Genomic DNA, 13,556 nt, shown 5'->3' on the forward strand with positions numbered 1-13,556 from the left:
TATGCTTTTACAATTGAATAATGTTTTTAAAACATTTGGTGGTATAGTTGCAATAAATAATTTAAGTTTTGAAGTAAGAAACAATCAGATTTTGGGTCTCATTGGACCAAATGGAGCTGGTAAAACCACAGTTTTTAATTGTATAACGGGTATATATAAACCTGAAAAAGGCACTATTTACTTTGATGGAAAAAATATAACGGGTTTAAAACCTCATGTTATATCAAAGTTAGGCATCGCACGAACATTTCAAACTATTAGACTGTTTCCATCTATGAGTGTTGCAGAAAATATTATGGCAGGCAGACACACTAAATGTAGACAAACTTGGTTTGATAGTTTAATTAGGACTCCAAAATACTTTAAAGATGAAAAAGAAAATTGGTTAAAAATAAAATATTATATTGATTTGTTAAAATTGAGTGAATATACAACTTCAATTGTTAGTAGTTTGCCTTATGGATTACAAAGAAAAGTTGAAATAGCGCGAGCTCTTGCTAGTGAACCAAAGTTGCTTATTTTAGATGAACCAGCAGCAGGTTTAAATAATAAAGAAACGCAAGAACTTGTTGATTTAATATATCAGATTAAAGCTATGGGTATTACAATACTTCTTATTGAACATGATATGGATATGATGATGAGTCTTGCAGAATATATAATAGTGATGAATTTTGGTGAAAAAATAGCTGAAGGTATTCCAAGCGAAATTCAATCAAATCCACAGGTAATAGAAGCGTATTTGGGAAGTGAATAATGGAAACAATTTTACAAATAACTGACTTAGAAGTTTCTTATGGTTCTGTTGTAGCTCTAAAAGATATTACTTTTAATGTAAAATCCGGAGAAATAGTTGTACTTGTAGGCGCAAACGGTGCAGGCAAAACCACAACGCTAAGAGCCATAAGTGGTCTGGTAAAACCAAAAAAAGGAGAAATAATTTTTGAAGGAAAACGAATTGATCACTTGCATCCCCATAAAATAGTGCGTTTAGGTATATCACATGCTCCAGAAGGCAGAAGGATATTTGGTACATTGACAGTATATGAAAATCTGATGCTTGGAGCATATACGCAAAAACAAATCGACAAAAACACGCTTGAATGGATTTATAATCTTTTTCCAAGATTAAAAGAAAGATCAAAACAACTCGCAGGAACACTTTCAGGTGGTGAGCAACAGATGTTAGCAGTTGGAAGGGCTTTAATGAGCAAGCCAAAGCTTTTACTTTTAGATGAGCCAAGCCTTGGATTATCACCTGCTTTAACCAAGATTATTTTTGATACTGTAAAGCAAATTAGAAACAGTGGTGTTACAATTCTTATGGTAGAACAAAATGCCAAAGCGGCTTTAAAATTTGCAAATAGAGGATATGTATTGGAAGTGGGGAAAATAGTGTTAAGTGGCACATCTGAAGAGCTCTTATCTTCCCAGAAAGTTGTAGAAGCGTATCTGGGTAGAAAGTGAATGTGATTTATGACTATTTATATTGATATACCAAAATCGACCATTATTCAAATATTAAAAGATATAAAAGAAAAAGAATTAGGGGGAGCATTAAATACATTATGGTGGTTTTTTAATGAAGCCTCAAAGATACCTACAGATAATTGGCAAATTAAAGGCGATCCAGAAATTATTGCAGAAGATTTGGGTTTATCAAAAGTAATTGTATACAAACACATAAAAACATTGAAAGAACTCAATTATATAAAGCAAGTAGATCCAAAAAAACATGTCTATGTTTTAAATAGTTCAATGTTTACGAGAAGGTATTTTTTTGGTTAGTCAATATTTTTATTGTTGAAATTTTTTATCAATAGTGTTATAAATTTGTTATAAAATTATTAAGGAGTAGATAATGGAAGTAAAAAAAATTTTGCTTAATGAATCGGATATGCCAAAATATTGGTATAATGTATTGCCAGATTTACCAAACAAAATAGAACCGCCTTTGAATCCAGCCACAAATCAACCTTTAAATCCGCAGGATCTGGAGCGTTTATTTGCAAAAGAGCTGATTGAACAAGAATTAAGCAACAAAAGTGAGATAGAAATACCTCAAGAAATTAGAGAAATTTATGCAATATATAGACCAACGCCTTTGGTTAGAGCTTATAATTTAGAAAAAGCATTGAATACACCAGCTAAAATTTATTACAAAAACGAATCAGTTTCTCCTGCTGGCTCTCATAAACCAAATACAGCTATAGCGCAGGCGTATTACAATAAGAAAGAAGGTATATTGTCTTTGACTACAGAAACTGGAGCAGGCCAATGGGGAAGCGCACTGGCTTTTGCTGGCAGTATGTTTGGTTTAAATGTAAAAGTTTATATGGTAAAGGTTAGCTATGAGCAAAAACCATACAGAAAATCAATGATAAATGTATGGGGTGCTACGATATATCCATCACCTTCAAACACAACGAATATAGGTAGAAAAATTTTAGAAAAAGATCCACATAACAATGGGTCTTTGGGTATAGCCATAAGTGAAGCAATTGAAGCAGCCCTTGAAAACCCAAATACGCATTACAGTCTTGGAAGCGTTTTAAATCATGTATTGCTTCATCAAACTATTATTGGTTTGGAAGCAAAAAGACAATTTGAACTCATTGGTGAGTATCCAGATGTGATACTTGCGCCCTGCGGCGGTGGAAGCAATTTAGGTGGTATTGCTTTGCCTTTTATTAGAGACAAAATTAATGGTAAACAAGTTAGGGTAGTTGCAGTAGAACCACAAAGTTGTCCTACGCTTACAAAAGGTGTTTATACTTACGATTTTGCAGATTCTGCAAAAATGACACCACTTTTGTTTATGTACACTTTAGGTCATAATTTTATGCCGCCTTCCATACATGCTGGTGGGCTTCGTTATCATGGAGACTCGCCTATTATTAGCAGGCTTTACAAAGATGGTCTAATTGAAGCTACAACACTTAAACAAACGGAAGTATTTGAAGCAGCAGTACTTTTTGCTAAAACGGAAGGCATTATTCCAGCACCAGAGACAGCCCATGCAATAAAAGCTGCTATAAATGAAGCAATTATAGCCAAAGAAGAGCAAAAGCAAAAAAATATTTTAATCTGTTTTAGCGGTCATGGCCATTTTGATATGGCAGCCTATGACAATTACTTATCTGGAAGTATGCAAGATGCTGAATTTTCAGATGAGTTAATTGAAAAAGCGTTAAAAGATTTGCCACAGATAAAAGTAAATTGACATTTTTTAAATAAAATGCTATGAATAGTCTCAATTGGGCGCATAGCTCAGGGGAAGAGTACTTGCTTGACGCGCAAGTGGTCGGTGGTTCGAAACCACCTGCGCCCACCATATAGAGGTTAAAATGCGAATAGGAAAAGGTGTAAATTTGTTTGATTATGTTAAAGCGCATAAGTTAAAAAATGTTATAGCAGCAAAAGTTGATGCCAAAATTGTTGATTTAAATTTTACTTTAGATAAAGAAAGCGATGTGGAATTTATAGATATAGATTCAAAAGAAGGTTTGGAAATTCTTCGGCATTCTGCAGCTCATATTATGGCTCAAGCTATTCAAACACTATTTAAAAATGCAAAGTTTGCTATAGGTCCTGCAATAGAAAATGGATTTTATTATGATGTTGATATTGGTAGGCCTCTAACACAAGATGATTTAAAAGCTATTGAAGTGCAGATGAAAAAAATTACAGCAGCTAATTATCCATTTGTTCGCACAAATGTATCAAAAAAAGAAGCTTTAAGACTTTTTAAAGAAAAAGGCGATGAGTACAAAGTAGAGATTATAGAAAGTATACCAGATGAACAGGTAAGCTTGTATCAGCAAGGTGATTTCGTTGATTTTTGCAGGGGGCCACATATACCATCAACTAATTATTTAAAGCATTTTAAACTTTTAAGCGTTGCAAGCGCTTATTTTAGGGGTGACGAAACTCGTCCAAGTATGCAGCGTATATACGGTACAGCATTTGCAACAAAAGAAGATCTGGACAATTATTTAAATTTTTTAGAAGAAGTTAAAAAGAGAGACCACAGAAAGTTAGGGAAAGAACTTGATTTATTTAGTATAAATGATGACGTAGGAGCTGGTTTTGTTATTTGGCACCCAAAAGGTGCAATGCTTAGAGAGATTATTGAAACATTTGAGAAAAAAGAGCACTTAAAAAGAGGATATGAATTTGTTAGAGGTCCAGAATTACTAAAAACTCAATTATGGAAAGTTAGCGGTCATTATGATAATTACAGAGAAAATATGTATTTTACAGAAATTGAAAATGTTTCTTTTGGTATAAAGCCTATGAACTGTCTTGGCCATATCCAGGTTTACAAATCTCGTTTAAGGTCCTACAGAGAATTGCCAAAAAGATTTTTTGAGCTTGGGGTGGTTCACAGACATGAAAAAAGTGGCGTGTTGCATGGTCTTCTTAGGGTTAGAGAATTTACGCAAGATGATGCGCATATTTTTTGTACAAAAGAACAACTAAATGACGAAATTATAGGTGTTTTGGATTTTGTAAAATATGCCATGGACATATTTAAATTTGATTACGAGATGGAAATATCAACGAGGCCTGAAAAATCAATTGGCACTGATGAAGATTGGGAAAATGCAACAAATGCGCTAATTAATGCTTTAGAAAATACAAAAAGGCCATATCAGATAAACGAAGGCGATGGCGCTTTTTATGGACCTAAAATTGATGTTAAACTAAAAGATGCAATTGGCAGAAAATGGCAGTGCGCTACCATTCAGTGTGATTTTACATTACCAGAGAGGTTTAATTTAGAATACATCGATAAAGATGGTTTACCAAAAAGACCTGTTATGGTACATAGGGTCATACTTGGCTCGATAGAGCGTTTTATTGCTGTGTTGATAGAAAATTATGCAGGTGATTTTCCTTTGTGGTTGGCACCTATTCAGGCAAGAGTAATTCCTGTTTCTGAAAAATTTGACAATTATGCAAATGATGTGTATGAGCAACTAAAAAAAGCCGAAATTAGAGTTGATATAGAAAAAAGAAACGAAACCATAAGCAAGAAAATCCGTTACGCTGAGCTAGAAAAAATACCATATATACTTGTTGTAGGCCAAAAAGAAAGTGAAAAAAATGGGGTTTCGGTTAGAAAAAGAAAAGAAGGAGATTTGGGTCTATTTAGTATTGATGAATTTATTACAAAGATTAAGAATGAATCAGGGGGTGTTTTATAGTTTCCAAAAGTGACCTGCCACCAATTAATGACCAGATTAGAGCTGACAAAGTAAGGCTAATTGATCAAGACGGCAAACAACTTGGTATAGTAAGCCTTAAAGAAGCTTTGGAAAAAGCTCACGCTGCTGATTTGGATTTGGTTGCAATTGCGCCAAATGCGGATCCAATAGTTTGCAAAATAATGGATTATGGAAAATTCAAGTATGATAAGCAAAAAAAAGAAGAAAAAAGCAAGAAAAAACAAAAAATAATGAAAGTTAAAGAGCTGAAAATGAGGCTCAATATTGCAGAAAATGATTACAAAGTAAAACTTAACAATGCAATTGAATTTTTAAAAAATGGTGATAAGGTAAAATTTAGTATATTTTTTAAAGGCAGGGAAATTGAAAAGAAAAATTTGTTTTTTGTTTTATCTGATAGGATTAAAAATGATTTAGAAAATTATGCAGTCCCGGAAGGTAAAGAAACATTCGAAGGAAGAAGGTTAACTGTATCTTTTATACCAAAAAAATAATTGGAGGATATTTTAATGAAGTTTAAAACTAAAAAATCTGCAGCAAAAAGAGTTAAAGTAACAGCTAATGGATTTTTAAAAACAAGAAGAGCCAATAAAAGTCATTTACTTGCGCACAAATCTTCAAAAAGAAAAAGGAGACTAGGACAGGCTCGAATTTTGAAAGGCACAATTGCTAACAATCTCAAAAAGATGCTTGGAGGTTTAAATTGAGGGTAAAAACTGGTATTGTAAGAAGAAGAAGACATAAGAAAATTTTAAAATTAGCAAAAGGTTTCTATCAAAGAAGACATTCTACATTTAAAAATGCTGAAGAATCAGTAAGAAGAGCTTTAGCTAATGCTTATGTAGGAAGGAAAGAACGCAAAAGACAATTCAGAAGACTATGGATTGCAAGAATTAATGCAGCAGTGCGTGAAAATGGTTTAACTTACAGCCAATTTATAAATCTTTTAAAGCAAAAAAATATATTGCTAAACAGAAAAATGCTAAGTGAGCTTGCTATTAATAATCCTGAGAACTTTAAAGCGCTTTTGGATAAAGTTAGAACATAAAGTTATTTAATTGCAGGAGGCAAATTTGCATGATGTATTAAATCAGCTTGATGAAAAACTTGAGAAAGCCAAGACACAAGAAGATATAAAGCAAATAAGAAGCTTTTTTTTAGGTAAAAACGGTCTTATAACCAATTTATTTAAACAATTGGTTAGTTTATCACAAGAAGATAGAATAAAAGAGGGCAGAGTTTTAAATGAATTAAAAGAAATTGTTACGCGAAAAATTGAAAGTAAACTTCAAGATATAAAAAATGCAAAAAAACAACAAGAATTAATTCAAGAAATTGATTTGTTTTTGGATGGTAAAAGTCCAAATATTGGTAGTATTCACCCAGTTAACCTTGTGATAAAAGAAATATCTGATATTTTCTTATCAATGGGTTTTGGCGTAGAAGATGGACCAGAAGTTGAACTTGATTTATATAATTTTGAGTTGTTAAATATACCAAAAAACCATCCTGCACGTGATATGCAGGATACCTTTTACATTGATGAAAATAGACTTTTGCGCACACAAACAAGTGGTGTCCAGGTTAGAACAATGCTTAAAAAAAAGCCACCATTGATGTTTATAGCTCCAGGTAGAGTTTACAGGCGTGATTCGGATTTAACACACTCACCAATGTTTCATCAGATTGAAGGTTTAGCTGTAGATAAAAATATAAGATTTTCCGACTTAAAAGGTGTACTGGAGGCTTTTTTAAATGAATTTTTTGGTAAAACTAAAGTGAGATTCAGGCCAAGCTATTTCCCATTTACAGAACCCTCAGCTGAAGTTGATATTGGCTGTGTTATTTGTGGTGGTAAAGGTTGCAGGGTGTGTACAAATACTGGCTATTTAGAAGTACTAGGTTGCGGCATGGTTCATAGAAATGTATTAAAAAATGTAGGGTACGAGGGTTTTAGAGGCTTTGCATTTGGCCTTGGTGTTGAAAGATTTGCAATGTTAAAGTATGGAATTGATAACATAAGGCTGATGTTTGAAAATGATTTAAGGTTTTTGGAACAATTTAGTAATTCATTTTATCCAAAAGGTTTAGTATGAAAGTATCGTATAATTGGTTAAAAGAATTTGTAGATATACCTGTTAGTTCTTTTGAATTAGCAGAAAAATTTACGTTATCTGGTTTAGAAGTAGAATCTATCATTAATACACAAGATGCATGTTTTGATAGTATTGTAGGAAAAATTTTATCCAGGCAACCTTTGCCAAACAATCTTTACCTTTTAGTTGTTGATATTGGAAAAAAACAACTTTCTATTGTAACAAGTGATTATCATTTAGATATCGGTGATAAAGTTGGCGTTGCACAAGCAGGTACTAATTTTAATGGTATAGTAAAAGAAAAGAAATTTGGGAAATACATTTCTGAAGGCTTTTTGCTATCAGCAAGTGAGCTTGGTTTAGAAGAAACTTCAAACAATGTATTTGTCCTTGATAGTTCATTTGAGGTTGGCACAAAACTTAAAGACTTGGAAGTATTTAACGATTTTATTTTTGACATAAGTATTACGCCAAATAGGGCTGATTGCTTAAGTATTTTGGGTATAGCAAGAGAAGTATCCATTTATTACAATAAACCAATAAAATTAAAAGAATGCCAGATAATTAAAGAAGATAATAAATTTAGTGTGATTTTGGATAAAGATTGTCCAAGTTACATTGCAAGTAATTTGAAAGTTAACATAACATCTTCATGTTTTGATATAAGACAAAAGCTTATAAAGTGTGGTGTAAGGCCCATAAATAATGTAGTTGACATTACAAATTATTGCATGTTGGCTTTAGGTCAGCCGATGCATGCTTTTGATAAAGATAAAATTGGAAATAAGATTATTGTTAGAAATGCTTTTAAAAAAGAGCGCATTGTAGCTTTAAATGATGTGGAGTATGAACTTGAAGATGATCTTGTCATATCTGATGATAAAAAAGCTATTGCAATAGCTGGTATAATGGGTGGCAGGGATAGTCAAATAGATGAAAATACAACTAACATAATTCTTGAATGTGCTTATTTTGTTCCAGAACGCATAAGAAAAACATCAAAAAAACTAAAGTTATCTTCTGAGAGCTCTTATAGGTTTGAACGAGGCATTGATCCAAATTTAAATGAATATGCAACGTATTTTGCTATAGATTTATTAAAGCAATATGCTAATGCTGAAGTAGTCGGCATCACAAAAAATATTACCAAAAAAGCACCCATAGAAGTAACATTTACTGTTGATGAAATAAATAATTTTTTAGGTTCAAAATATGAAAAGAAAAAGTTTTATCAAATAGGTTTTGAAATTAAAGAAACACCTTCGAATTTGGTTGCTATTGTCCCCACTTATCGTATTGATATCGAAAATATGGAAGATATTGCAGAAGAGATAGCTAGAATTGATGGCTACGATAAACTGCCTTCTACAAAGCCTTGTATGAGTATAAACTGTGAGCCTGTTAAAGATAAAAAAGACTCAATTAGGCTATTGTTAAAATCAAATGGTTTATTTGAAGCTATAAATTATTCATTTATTGATGGTCATTTACTATCAAAACTTACCAATTCAAGTAATCTATTGTATTTAAAAAACCCACTAACACAAGAACAAAACTGCATGAGAAATACGCTATTTTTAGGCTTAATGGAAAATTTAGTTTTTAATTTAAATCACAATATAAAATCCGTTGCTTTATTTGAAATTGGTAAAATTTTTGATTTGGAAAATGAAAGTAATGCACTTGGCATAATATTGCATGGATTTAAACCAATAAATTGGTATACGCAAAAAAATTTATTTGACTTTTATGATATAAAAGGATTATTTGAGGCAATATTTGGTTTATTTGAGTGTAATATAGAATTTAAAAATCAAGAGCTTGCATTTATGCATCCCAAAAAAACTTTAGCTGTCTATAACAATGGAAATTATATTGGTTTTTTTGGAGAAATTCACCCAAATGTTTATGATATTTTTGAGATTAAGTTTTTAAAATCAGGTGTTTTATATGGAGAGATCTTAATTGATAGTTTTGATAGATTTAAGAGTTTTCATTATAAGTCTTTACCAAAATTCCCGATAGTTGTTAGAGATTTAAATATTGTGGTTGATAAAAGTGAACGTGTAGATGAAATAAAAAGTACTATCAGTAATTTTGAATTTGTTTATAAAGTAAATCTTATTGATGTGTACGATATGGCAAACAAAAAGAGTCTAAATTTTAGAATAGAGTTATATTCCCAGGAGAAAACACTTTCAGATGAAGATATAGAAAAACTTATCAATGAGATATTTTTAAGTTTAAAAGATAAATTTAAAGCTGCTATTAGGGGGAAAGAAAATGGACTATAAAAATACGCTGAATTTGCCAGAAACTGCTTTTCCAATGAAAGCAAATTTGCCTATTAAAGAATTAGAAATTTTAAAATTTTGGGAAGATAAAGATATATATAATAAAATTTTGGAATCAAGAAAAAATAGTAATATGTTTGTTTTACATGATGGACCGCCTTATGCAAATGGGCATATACATATGGGTACTGCATTAAATAAAATACTTAAAGATATGGTTATAAAAAGCAAAACTATGATGGGTTACAGTTCACCATATGTACCTGGCTGGGATTGTCATGGTTTACCAATAGAACATAATGTAGAAAAAGAATATGGCGTGATGGATAAAGCAAAAACAAGAAAAGCTTGCAGAGATTATGCGACAAAATTTATAGATATTCAAAAGCAGGAATTTAAAAGACTCGGTGTATTGGGTCAGTGGGATAAACCTTATTTAACAATGAGTTATGATTATGAAGCTACAATTTATAAGGAATTTTTAGAGTTTCTAAATAATGGTTACGTGTATGAAAGCAAAAAACCAGTTCATTGGTGTATGTCTTGCAAAACCTCACTTGCTTTAGCAGAAATTGAATATGAAGAAGATAAATCTATTTCTATATATGTTAAATTTGATTTTATAAGCGATTTAGGATCAGAAGATAAAAAGTTTTTGGGCAAAGCAGTAAGTGCAGTTATTTGGACAACTACTCCCTGGACTTTGCCAGCAAACTTAGCCGTGGCTGTTGGTCCAGATATTGATTATGTATTTGTACAAGTAAAAGAAAGGGAAGTATTGCTTGTTGCCAAAGAATTATGCGATAAATTAATGGAAAAATTTGAAATAAAAGATGCACAGATTATAAAAGAAACAAAAGGCAAAGATTTAGAAGGGTATGAGCTTGCACATCCATTTTATGATAGAATATCAAAAATGATTCTATCTGAGTATGTAAATTTAGAGGTGGGTACAGGTTTAGTTCATACAGCTCCAGGTCATGGTGAAGAAGATTATGAAGTAGGTCTTAAATATAATTTAAGTATTTACTCACCTGTTGATGAAGATGGTAGGTTTACACAAGATGTTCAATATTTTGCTGGCGAACACGTATTTAAAGCCAATGAAAAAATTATAGAATTACTAAAGAAAAACGGTATGCTGCTAAAAGAAGAAGAAATTGTTCACTCTTACCCGCATTGTTGGCGATGTAAAAAACCCGTAATATTTAAAGCCACAAAACAATGGTTTATATCACTGGAAAAAAATGATTTAAGATCAAAAGCTTTGGAAGAAATAAAAAAAGTTCAATGGATACCAAAATCTGGCCAAAATAGGATTTATGCGATGGTAGAAAACAGGCCAGATTGGTGCATTTCAAGGCAACGTGCCTGGGGTGTGCCTATTGCTTTATTTAGATGTAAAAAATGTGGCAGAATAGTTAAAGATAAAGAAATACTAGATTTTACAGCAAAAAGTATTGAACAATTTGGCGCAGATGTATGGTTTGAAAAAGATAATGTATATTTTTTGCCAAAAGATTATAAATGTGAGTGTGGCAGCCAAGATTTTGAGAAAGTTGAAGATATACTTGATGTATGGTTTGACTCTGGTGTTTCTCACAAAGCAGTGCTTTACAATAAAATAAAATGGCCTGCCGATATGTATCTGGAAGGTTCAGATCAGCACAGAGGCTGGTTTCATTCATCTCTTTTAGAATCTGTAGGCACACTTGGCAAAGCTCCATATAAAAGTGTTTTGACACATGGTTTTGTAGTAGATGCGAAAGGGCGAAAAATGAGTAAATCGCTGGGCAATGTAATTGCACCTCAAAGCATAATTGAAAAATATGGTGCTGATATTTTGAGACTCTGGGCTTGTGCTACTGATTATCGTGAAGATATAAAACTTTCAAATGAAATAATGACTCGCTTAATTGAAGGTTATAGGAAAATCCGCAATACAATTAGATTTTTATTGGGAAACCTAAGTGATTTTTATAAAGAGCGCAGTTTAAAATACGAAGATTTAGAAGAAATTGATAAATGGATATTGGCTGAACTAGAAAATTTAAAAGAAAAATTATTTAAAGCATATGAAAACTACGAATTCCATTTGATTTACCAAAATGTTACAAATTTTTGTATTAATACATTGAGCTCTTTTTATTTGGATATTTTAAAAGATACATTGTATTGCGATAGTTTAAATTCTAAAAAAAGATTATCTGCTCAAACAGCAATGAAAGAAGTGTTAGATGTACTGATAAAGTTTTTAGCACCTATATTGTCCTTTACAGCCGAAGAAGCCTATCAACTAAATAAACCTGAAAAAGAAAGTGTTCATATGGAATATTTTGTGCCTACAATTGACAAATATAAAAATGAACCTTTAAGAGAAAAATGGAGTTTAATTAGCAAAATACGACTTTCTGTACTAAAAGCTCTAGAATTAGCAAGAGAACAAAAATATATAGGAAATTCACTAGAAGCAGATGTATATTTAAATTCAAATAATTCTTTAGTAAATAGTATTTTGTTTGATGAAAGAATAAATTTAGCCGATATTTTTATAGTATCTCATGTTTTTTGTAAAAGCGTTGATAATGCACTTGTAGATTATACAGATGAAACTTTGGGTTTAATCGTAAAGGTAACAAAAGCAATTGGTGAAAAGTGTGATAGGTGTTGGAAGTTTGATGAAAGTGTTTCAAAAAACGAGAATCATCTATGTAAACGTTGTCAAGAGGTAATAAATGAACAGCGTCTTAAATTTTAGCTTAGAGGAAGGCAAGTTTTTAGTTAAATTGGCAAGGCAATCGGTTGAGTACTTTTTAAGTTCCAATAAATACCCACCTCTCCCACAAAATTATCCTCCAAAACTTGATAAAAACATGGGTGTATTTGTTACTCTATCAACATTTCCTAATGAAAACTTAAGAGGTTGTATTGGGTATCCTTATGCGTTTAACTCGTTGATTAAGTTGTGTATTTCAGCAAGTATAAAAGCTGCGTGCGAAGATCCAAGGTTTGAGTGTGTGAAAAAAGAGGAGTTGGATGATATAATTTTTGAGGTTACAATACTTTCGCCCATGATACCACTTGACCAAAATAAGCCCTATGAGGAGCAAATTGAGATTGGTAGGGATGGTTTGCTTGTGGTGTGCGATTTGTATGGTAAAAGCGGATTACTGCTGCCTCAGGTTGCTACTCAGTGGGGTTTTGATAAAAAAACATTTTTAAAGGAGGTGTGCAGAAAAGCTTCAATGTATGATGATTGTATGAATGACAGAAATTGTAAGTTTTACAGATTTGAAAGTCAAATTTTTAAAGAGGTTTCACCTAACTCAGAGATCAAGGAGGAAATTTTAAATGAAAGAAATATTTGACGTATATAAAAATAAACTTGATGATTTTATAGTATCTTTAAAAGCAAAAGTAAAACAACAACCATTAACAAGTCAATTACTAGAAGAAATTAGAAATGAAATTAATCAGTGGGGCAAAAATAATTTAAATCTAATGTTTTTGGAGTTAAAATCTTTAATTGATTCAAAGCAGATCGACGAATACAAGAAAAAAACAATATTAGAAAGAGCACAAAGCCTGACAGAGTATGGTCTTTATGTAGCGCCAATTGATTTAATTCAACAAGAAGATACAAATTCAAAATCTATCTATATTGCAGGTGCTACTTTGCTTGGTGCATCTATTTTGCAAAAATTATTATTTAAAAAATTTAAGTTTGTTAATTCTGCTTTACTTGCAACAATTGCATATTTAGTATCAAAAAGCTATTTTAGTGATAATCAAAATAATACTGATGTTGTTTTATCGTATATAGACGATGCTAAAGAATGGCTTTCTGCTGCATTTGATAATATCTACAAAACATTTGAAGAACTTGCTTAATTTTTATTAGCAACCCAATATGTACATACATGGGTTGCTTTTTT

At 31.6% G+C, this 13,556-nt stretch carries 13 protein-coding genes and 1 tRNA gene; all 14 read left to right on the forward strand.

What is annotated here, in order from left to right; genetic code table 11:
• Position 1: 1 nt before the first annotated feature.
• The 14 genes from BLQ93_RS03305 (at position 2) to BLQ93_RS03370 (ending at position 13,512) form a co-directional block, all read left to right on the forward strand.
• Positions 2-757: an ABC transporter ATP-binding protein gene (locus BLQ93_RS03305; protein WP_025391539.1), complete on the forward strand. Its 756-nt coding sequence runs from the start codon at positions 2-4 to the stop codon at positions 755-757.
• Entirely contained in the window at positions 754-1,467 is a 714-nt protein-coding gene (locus BLQ93_RS03310; protein ID WP_025391540.1) for an ABC transporter ATP-binding protein, read from the forward strand. Before BLQ93_RS03305 ends, BLQ93_RS03310 begins: the two co-directional genes overlap by 4 nt.
• A gap of 9 nt (positions 1,468-1,476) precedes the next feature.
• Complete coding sequence (locus tag BLQ93_RS03315; RefSeq protein WP_025391541.1) at positions 1,477-1,788, forward strand: winged helix-turn-helix domain-containing protein; 312 nt, start codon at positions 1,477-1,479, stop codon at positions 1,786-1,788.
• A gap of 73 nt (positions 1,789-1,861) precedes the next feature.
• Positions 1,862-3,223 carry a TrpB-like pyridoxal phosphate-dependent enzyme gene (locus tag BLQ93_RS03320; RefSeq protein ID WP_092128129.1) on the forward strand — a complete coding sequence of 454 codons (1,362 nt, stop codon included), beginning with the start codon at positions 1,862-1,864 and terminating at the stop codon, positions 3,221-3,223.
• A 36-nt stretch (positions 3,224-3,259) separates the two neighbouring features.
• Positions 3,260-3,334, forward strand: a tRNA-Val gene (locus BLQ93_RS03325).
• Positions 3,335-3,347: 13 nt separating this feature from the next.
• Positions 3,348-5,210, forward strand: coding sequence for a threonine--tRNA ligase (thrS, locus tag BLQ93_RS03330; protein WP_092128131.1), 1,863 nt, complete (start codon positions 3,348-3,350; stop codon positions 5,208-5,210).
• 23 nt (positions 5,211-5,233) lie between these two features.
• Positions 5,234-5,725, forward strand: coding sequence for a translation initiation factor IF-3 (gene infC, locus BLQ93_RS03335; RefSeq protein WP_272979645.1), 492 nt, complete (start codon positions 5,234-5,236; stop codon positions 5,723-5,725).
• A gap of 15 nt (positions 5,726-5,740) precedes the next feature.
• Positions 5,741-5,938: a 50S ribosomal protein L35 gene (gene rpmI / locus BLQ93_RS03340; RefSeq protein WP_025391544.1), complete on the forward strand. Its 198-nt coding sequence runs from the start codon at positions 5,741-5,743 to the stop codon at positions 5,936-5,938.
• The gene (gene rplT / locus BLQ93_RS03345; protein WP_025391545.1) at positions 5,935-6,279 is read left to right on the forward strand and encodes a 50S ribosomal protein L20; all 345 of its coding nucleotides are present in this window, start codon (positions 5,935-5,937) and stop codon (positions 6,277-6,279) included. Before rpmI ends, rplT begins: the two co-directional genes overlap by 4 nt.
• Before the next feature lie 25 nt (positions 6,280-6,304).
• Positions 6,305-7,327 (forward strand): phenylalanine--tRNA ligase subunit alpha, encoded by a 1,023-nt coding sequence (gene pheS, locus BLQ93_RS03350; RefSeq protein WP_173801004.1) that lies wholly within the window; start codon positions 6,305-6,307, stop codon positions 7,325-7,327.
• Positions 7,324-9,621, forward strand: coding sequence for a phenylalanine--tRNA ligase subunit beta (gene pheT / locus BLQ93_RS03355; protein ID WP_092128137.1), 2,298 nt, complete (start codon positions 7,324-7,326; stop codon positions 9,619-9,621). Before pheS ends, pheT begins: the two co-directional genes overlap by 4 nt.
• Positions 9,611-12,379 carry an isoleucine--tRNA ligase gene (gene ileS, locus BLQ93_RS03360; RefSeq protein ID WP_092128139.1) on the forward strand — a complete coding sequence of 923 codons (2,769 nt, stop codon included), beginning with the start codon at positions 9,611-9,613 and terminating at the stop codon, positions 12,377-12,379. Before pheT ends, ileS begins: the two co-directional genes overlap by 11 nt.
• Positions 12,357-12,989: a TIGR00296 family protein gene (locus BLQ93_RS03365; RefSeq protein ID WP_092128141.1), complete on the forward strand. Its 633-nt coding sequence runs from the start codon at positions 12,357-12,359 to the stop codon at positions 12,987-12,989. The genes ileS and BLQ93_RS03365 overlap by 23 nt, the downstream gene beginning before the upstream one ends.
• Positions 12,973-13,512, forward strand: coding sequence for a hypothetical protein (locus BLQ93_RS03370; RefSeq protein ID WP_025391550.1), 540 nt, complete (start codon positions 12,973-12,975; stop codon positions 13,510-13,512). The genes BLQ93_RS03365 and BLQ93_RS03370 overlap by 17 nt, the downstream gene beginning before the upstream one ends.
• The last annotated feature ends 44 nt before the right edge of the window (positions 13,513-13,556 follow it).

It is taken from the genome of Desulfurella multipotens (assembly GCF_900101285.1).
Taxonomy (GTDB): Bacteria; Campylobacterota_A; Desulfurellia; order Desulfurellales; family Desulfurellaceae; genus Desulfurella; species Desulfurella acetivorans.

Excerpts from the sequence above, each read along its gene's own strand:
- BLQ93_RS03365 (WP_092128141.1), top strand. The coding sequence starts at position 12,357 with ATGAACAGCGTCTTAAATTTTAGCTTAGAGGAAGGCAAGTTTTTAGTT.
- BLQ93_RS03320 (WP_092128129.1), top strand. The coding sequence starts at position 1,862 with ATGGAAGTAAAAAAAATTTTGCTTAATGAATCGGATATGCCAAAATAT.
- BLQ93_RS03305 (WP_025391539.1), top strand. The coding sequence starts at position 2 with ATGCTTTTACAATTGAATAATGTTTTTAAAACATTTGGTGGTATAGTT.
- pheT (WP_092128137.1), top strand. The coding sequence starts at position 7,324 with ATGAAAGTATCGTATAATTGGTTAAAAGAATTTGTAGATATACCTGTT.
- ileS (WP_092128139.1), top strand. The coding sequence starts at position 9,611 with ATGGACTATAAAAATACGCTGAATTTGCCAGAAACTGCTTTTCCAATG.
- rpmI (WP_025391544.1), top strand. The coding sequence starts at position 5,741 with ATGAAGTTTAAAACTAAAAAATCTGCAGCAAAAAGAGTTAAAGTAACA.
- thrS (WP_092128131.1), top strand. The coding sequence starts at position 3,348 with ATGCGAATAGGAAAAGGTGTAAATTTGTTTGATTATGTTAAAGCGCAT.
- BLQ93_RS03315 (WP_025391541.1), top strand. The coding sequence starts at position 1,477 with ATGACTATTTATATTGATATACCAAAATCGACCATTATTCAAATATTA.
- BLQ93_RS03370 (WP_025391550.1), top strand. The coding sequence starts at position 12,973 with ATGAAAGAAATATTTGACGTATATAAAAATAAACTTGATGATTTTATA.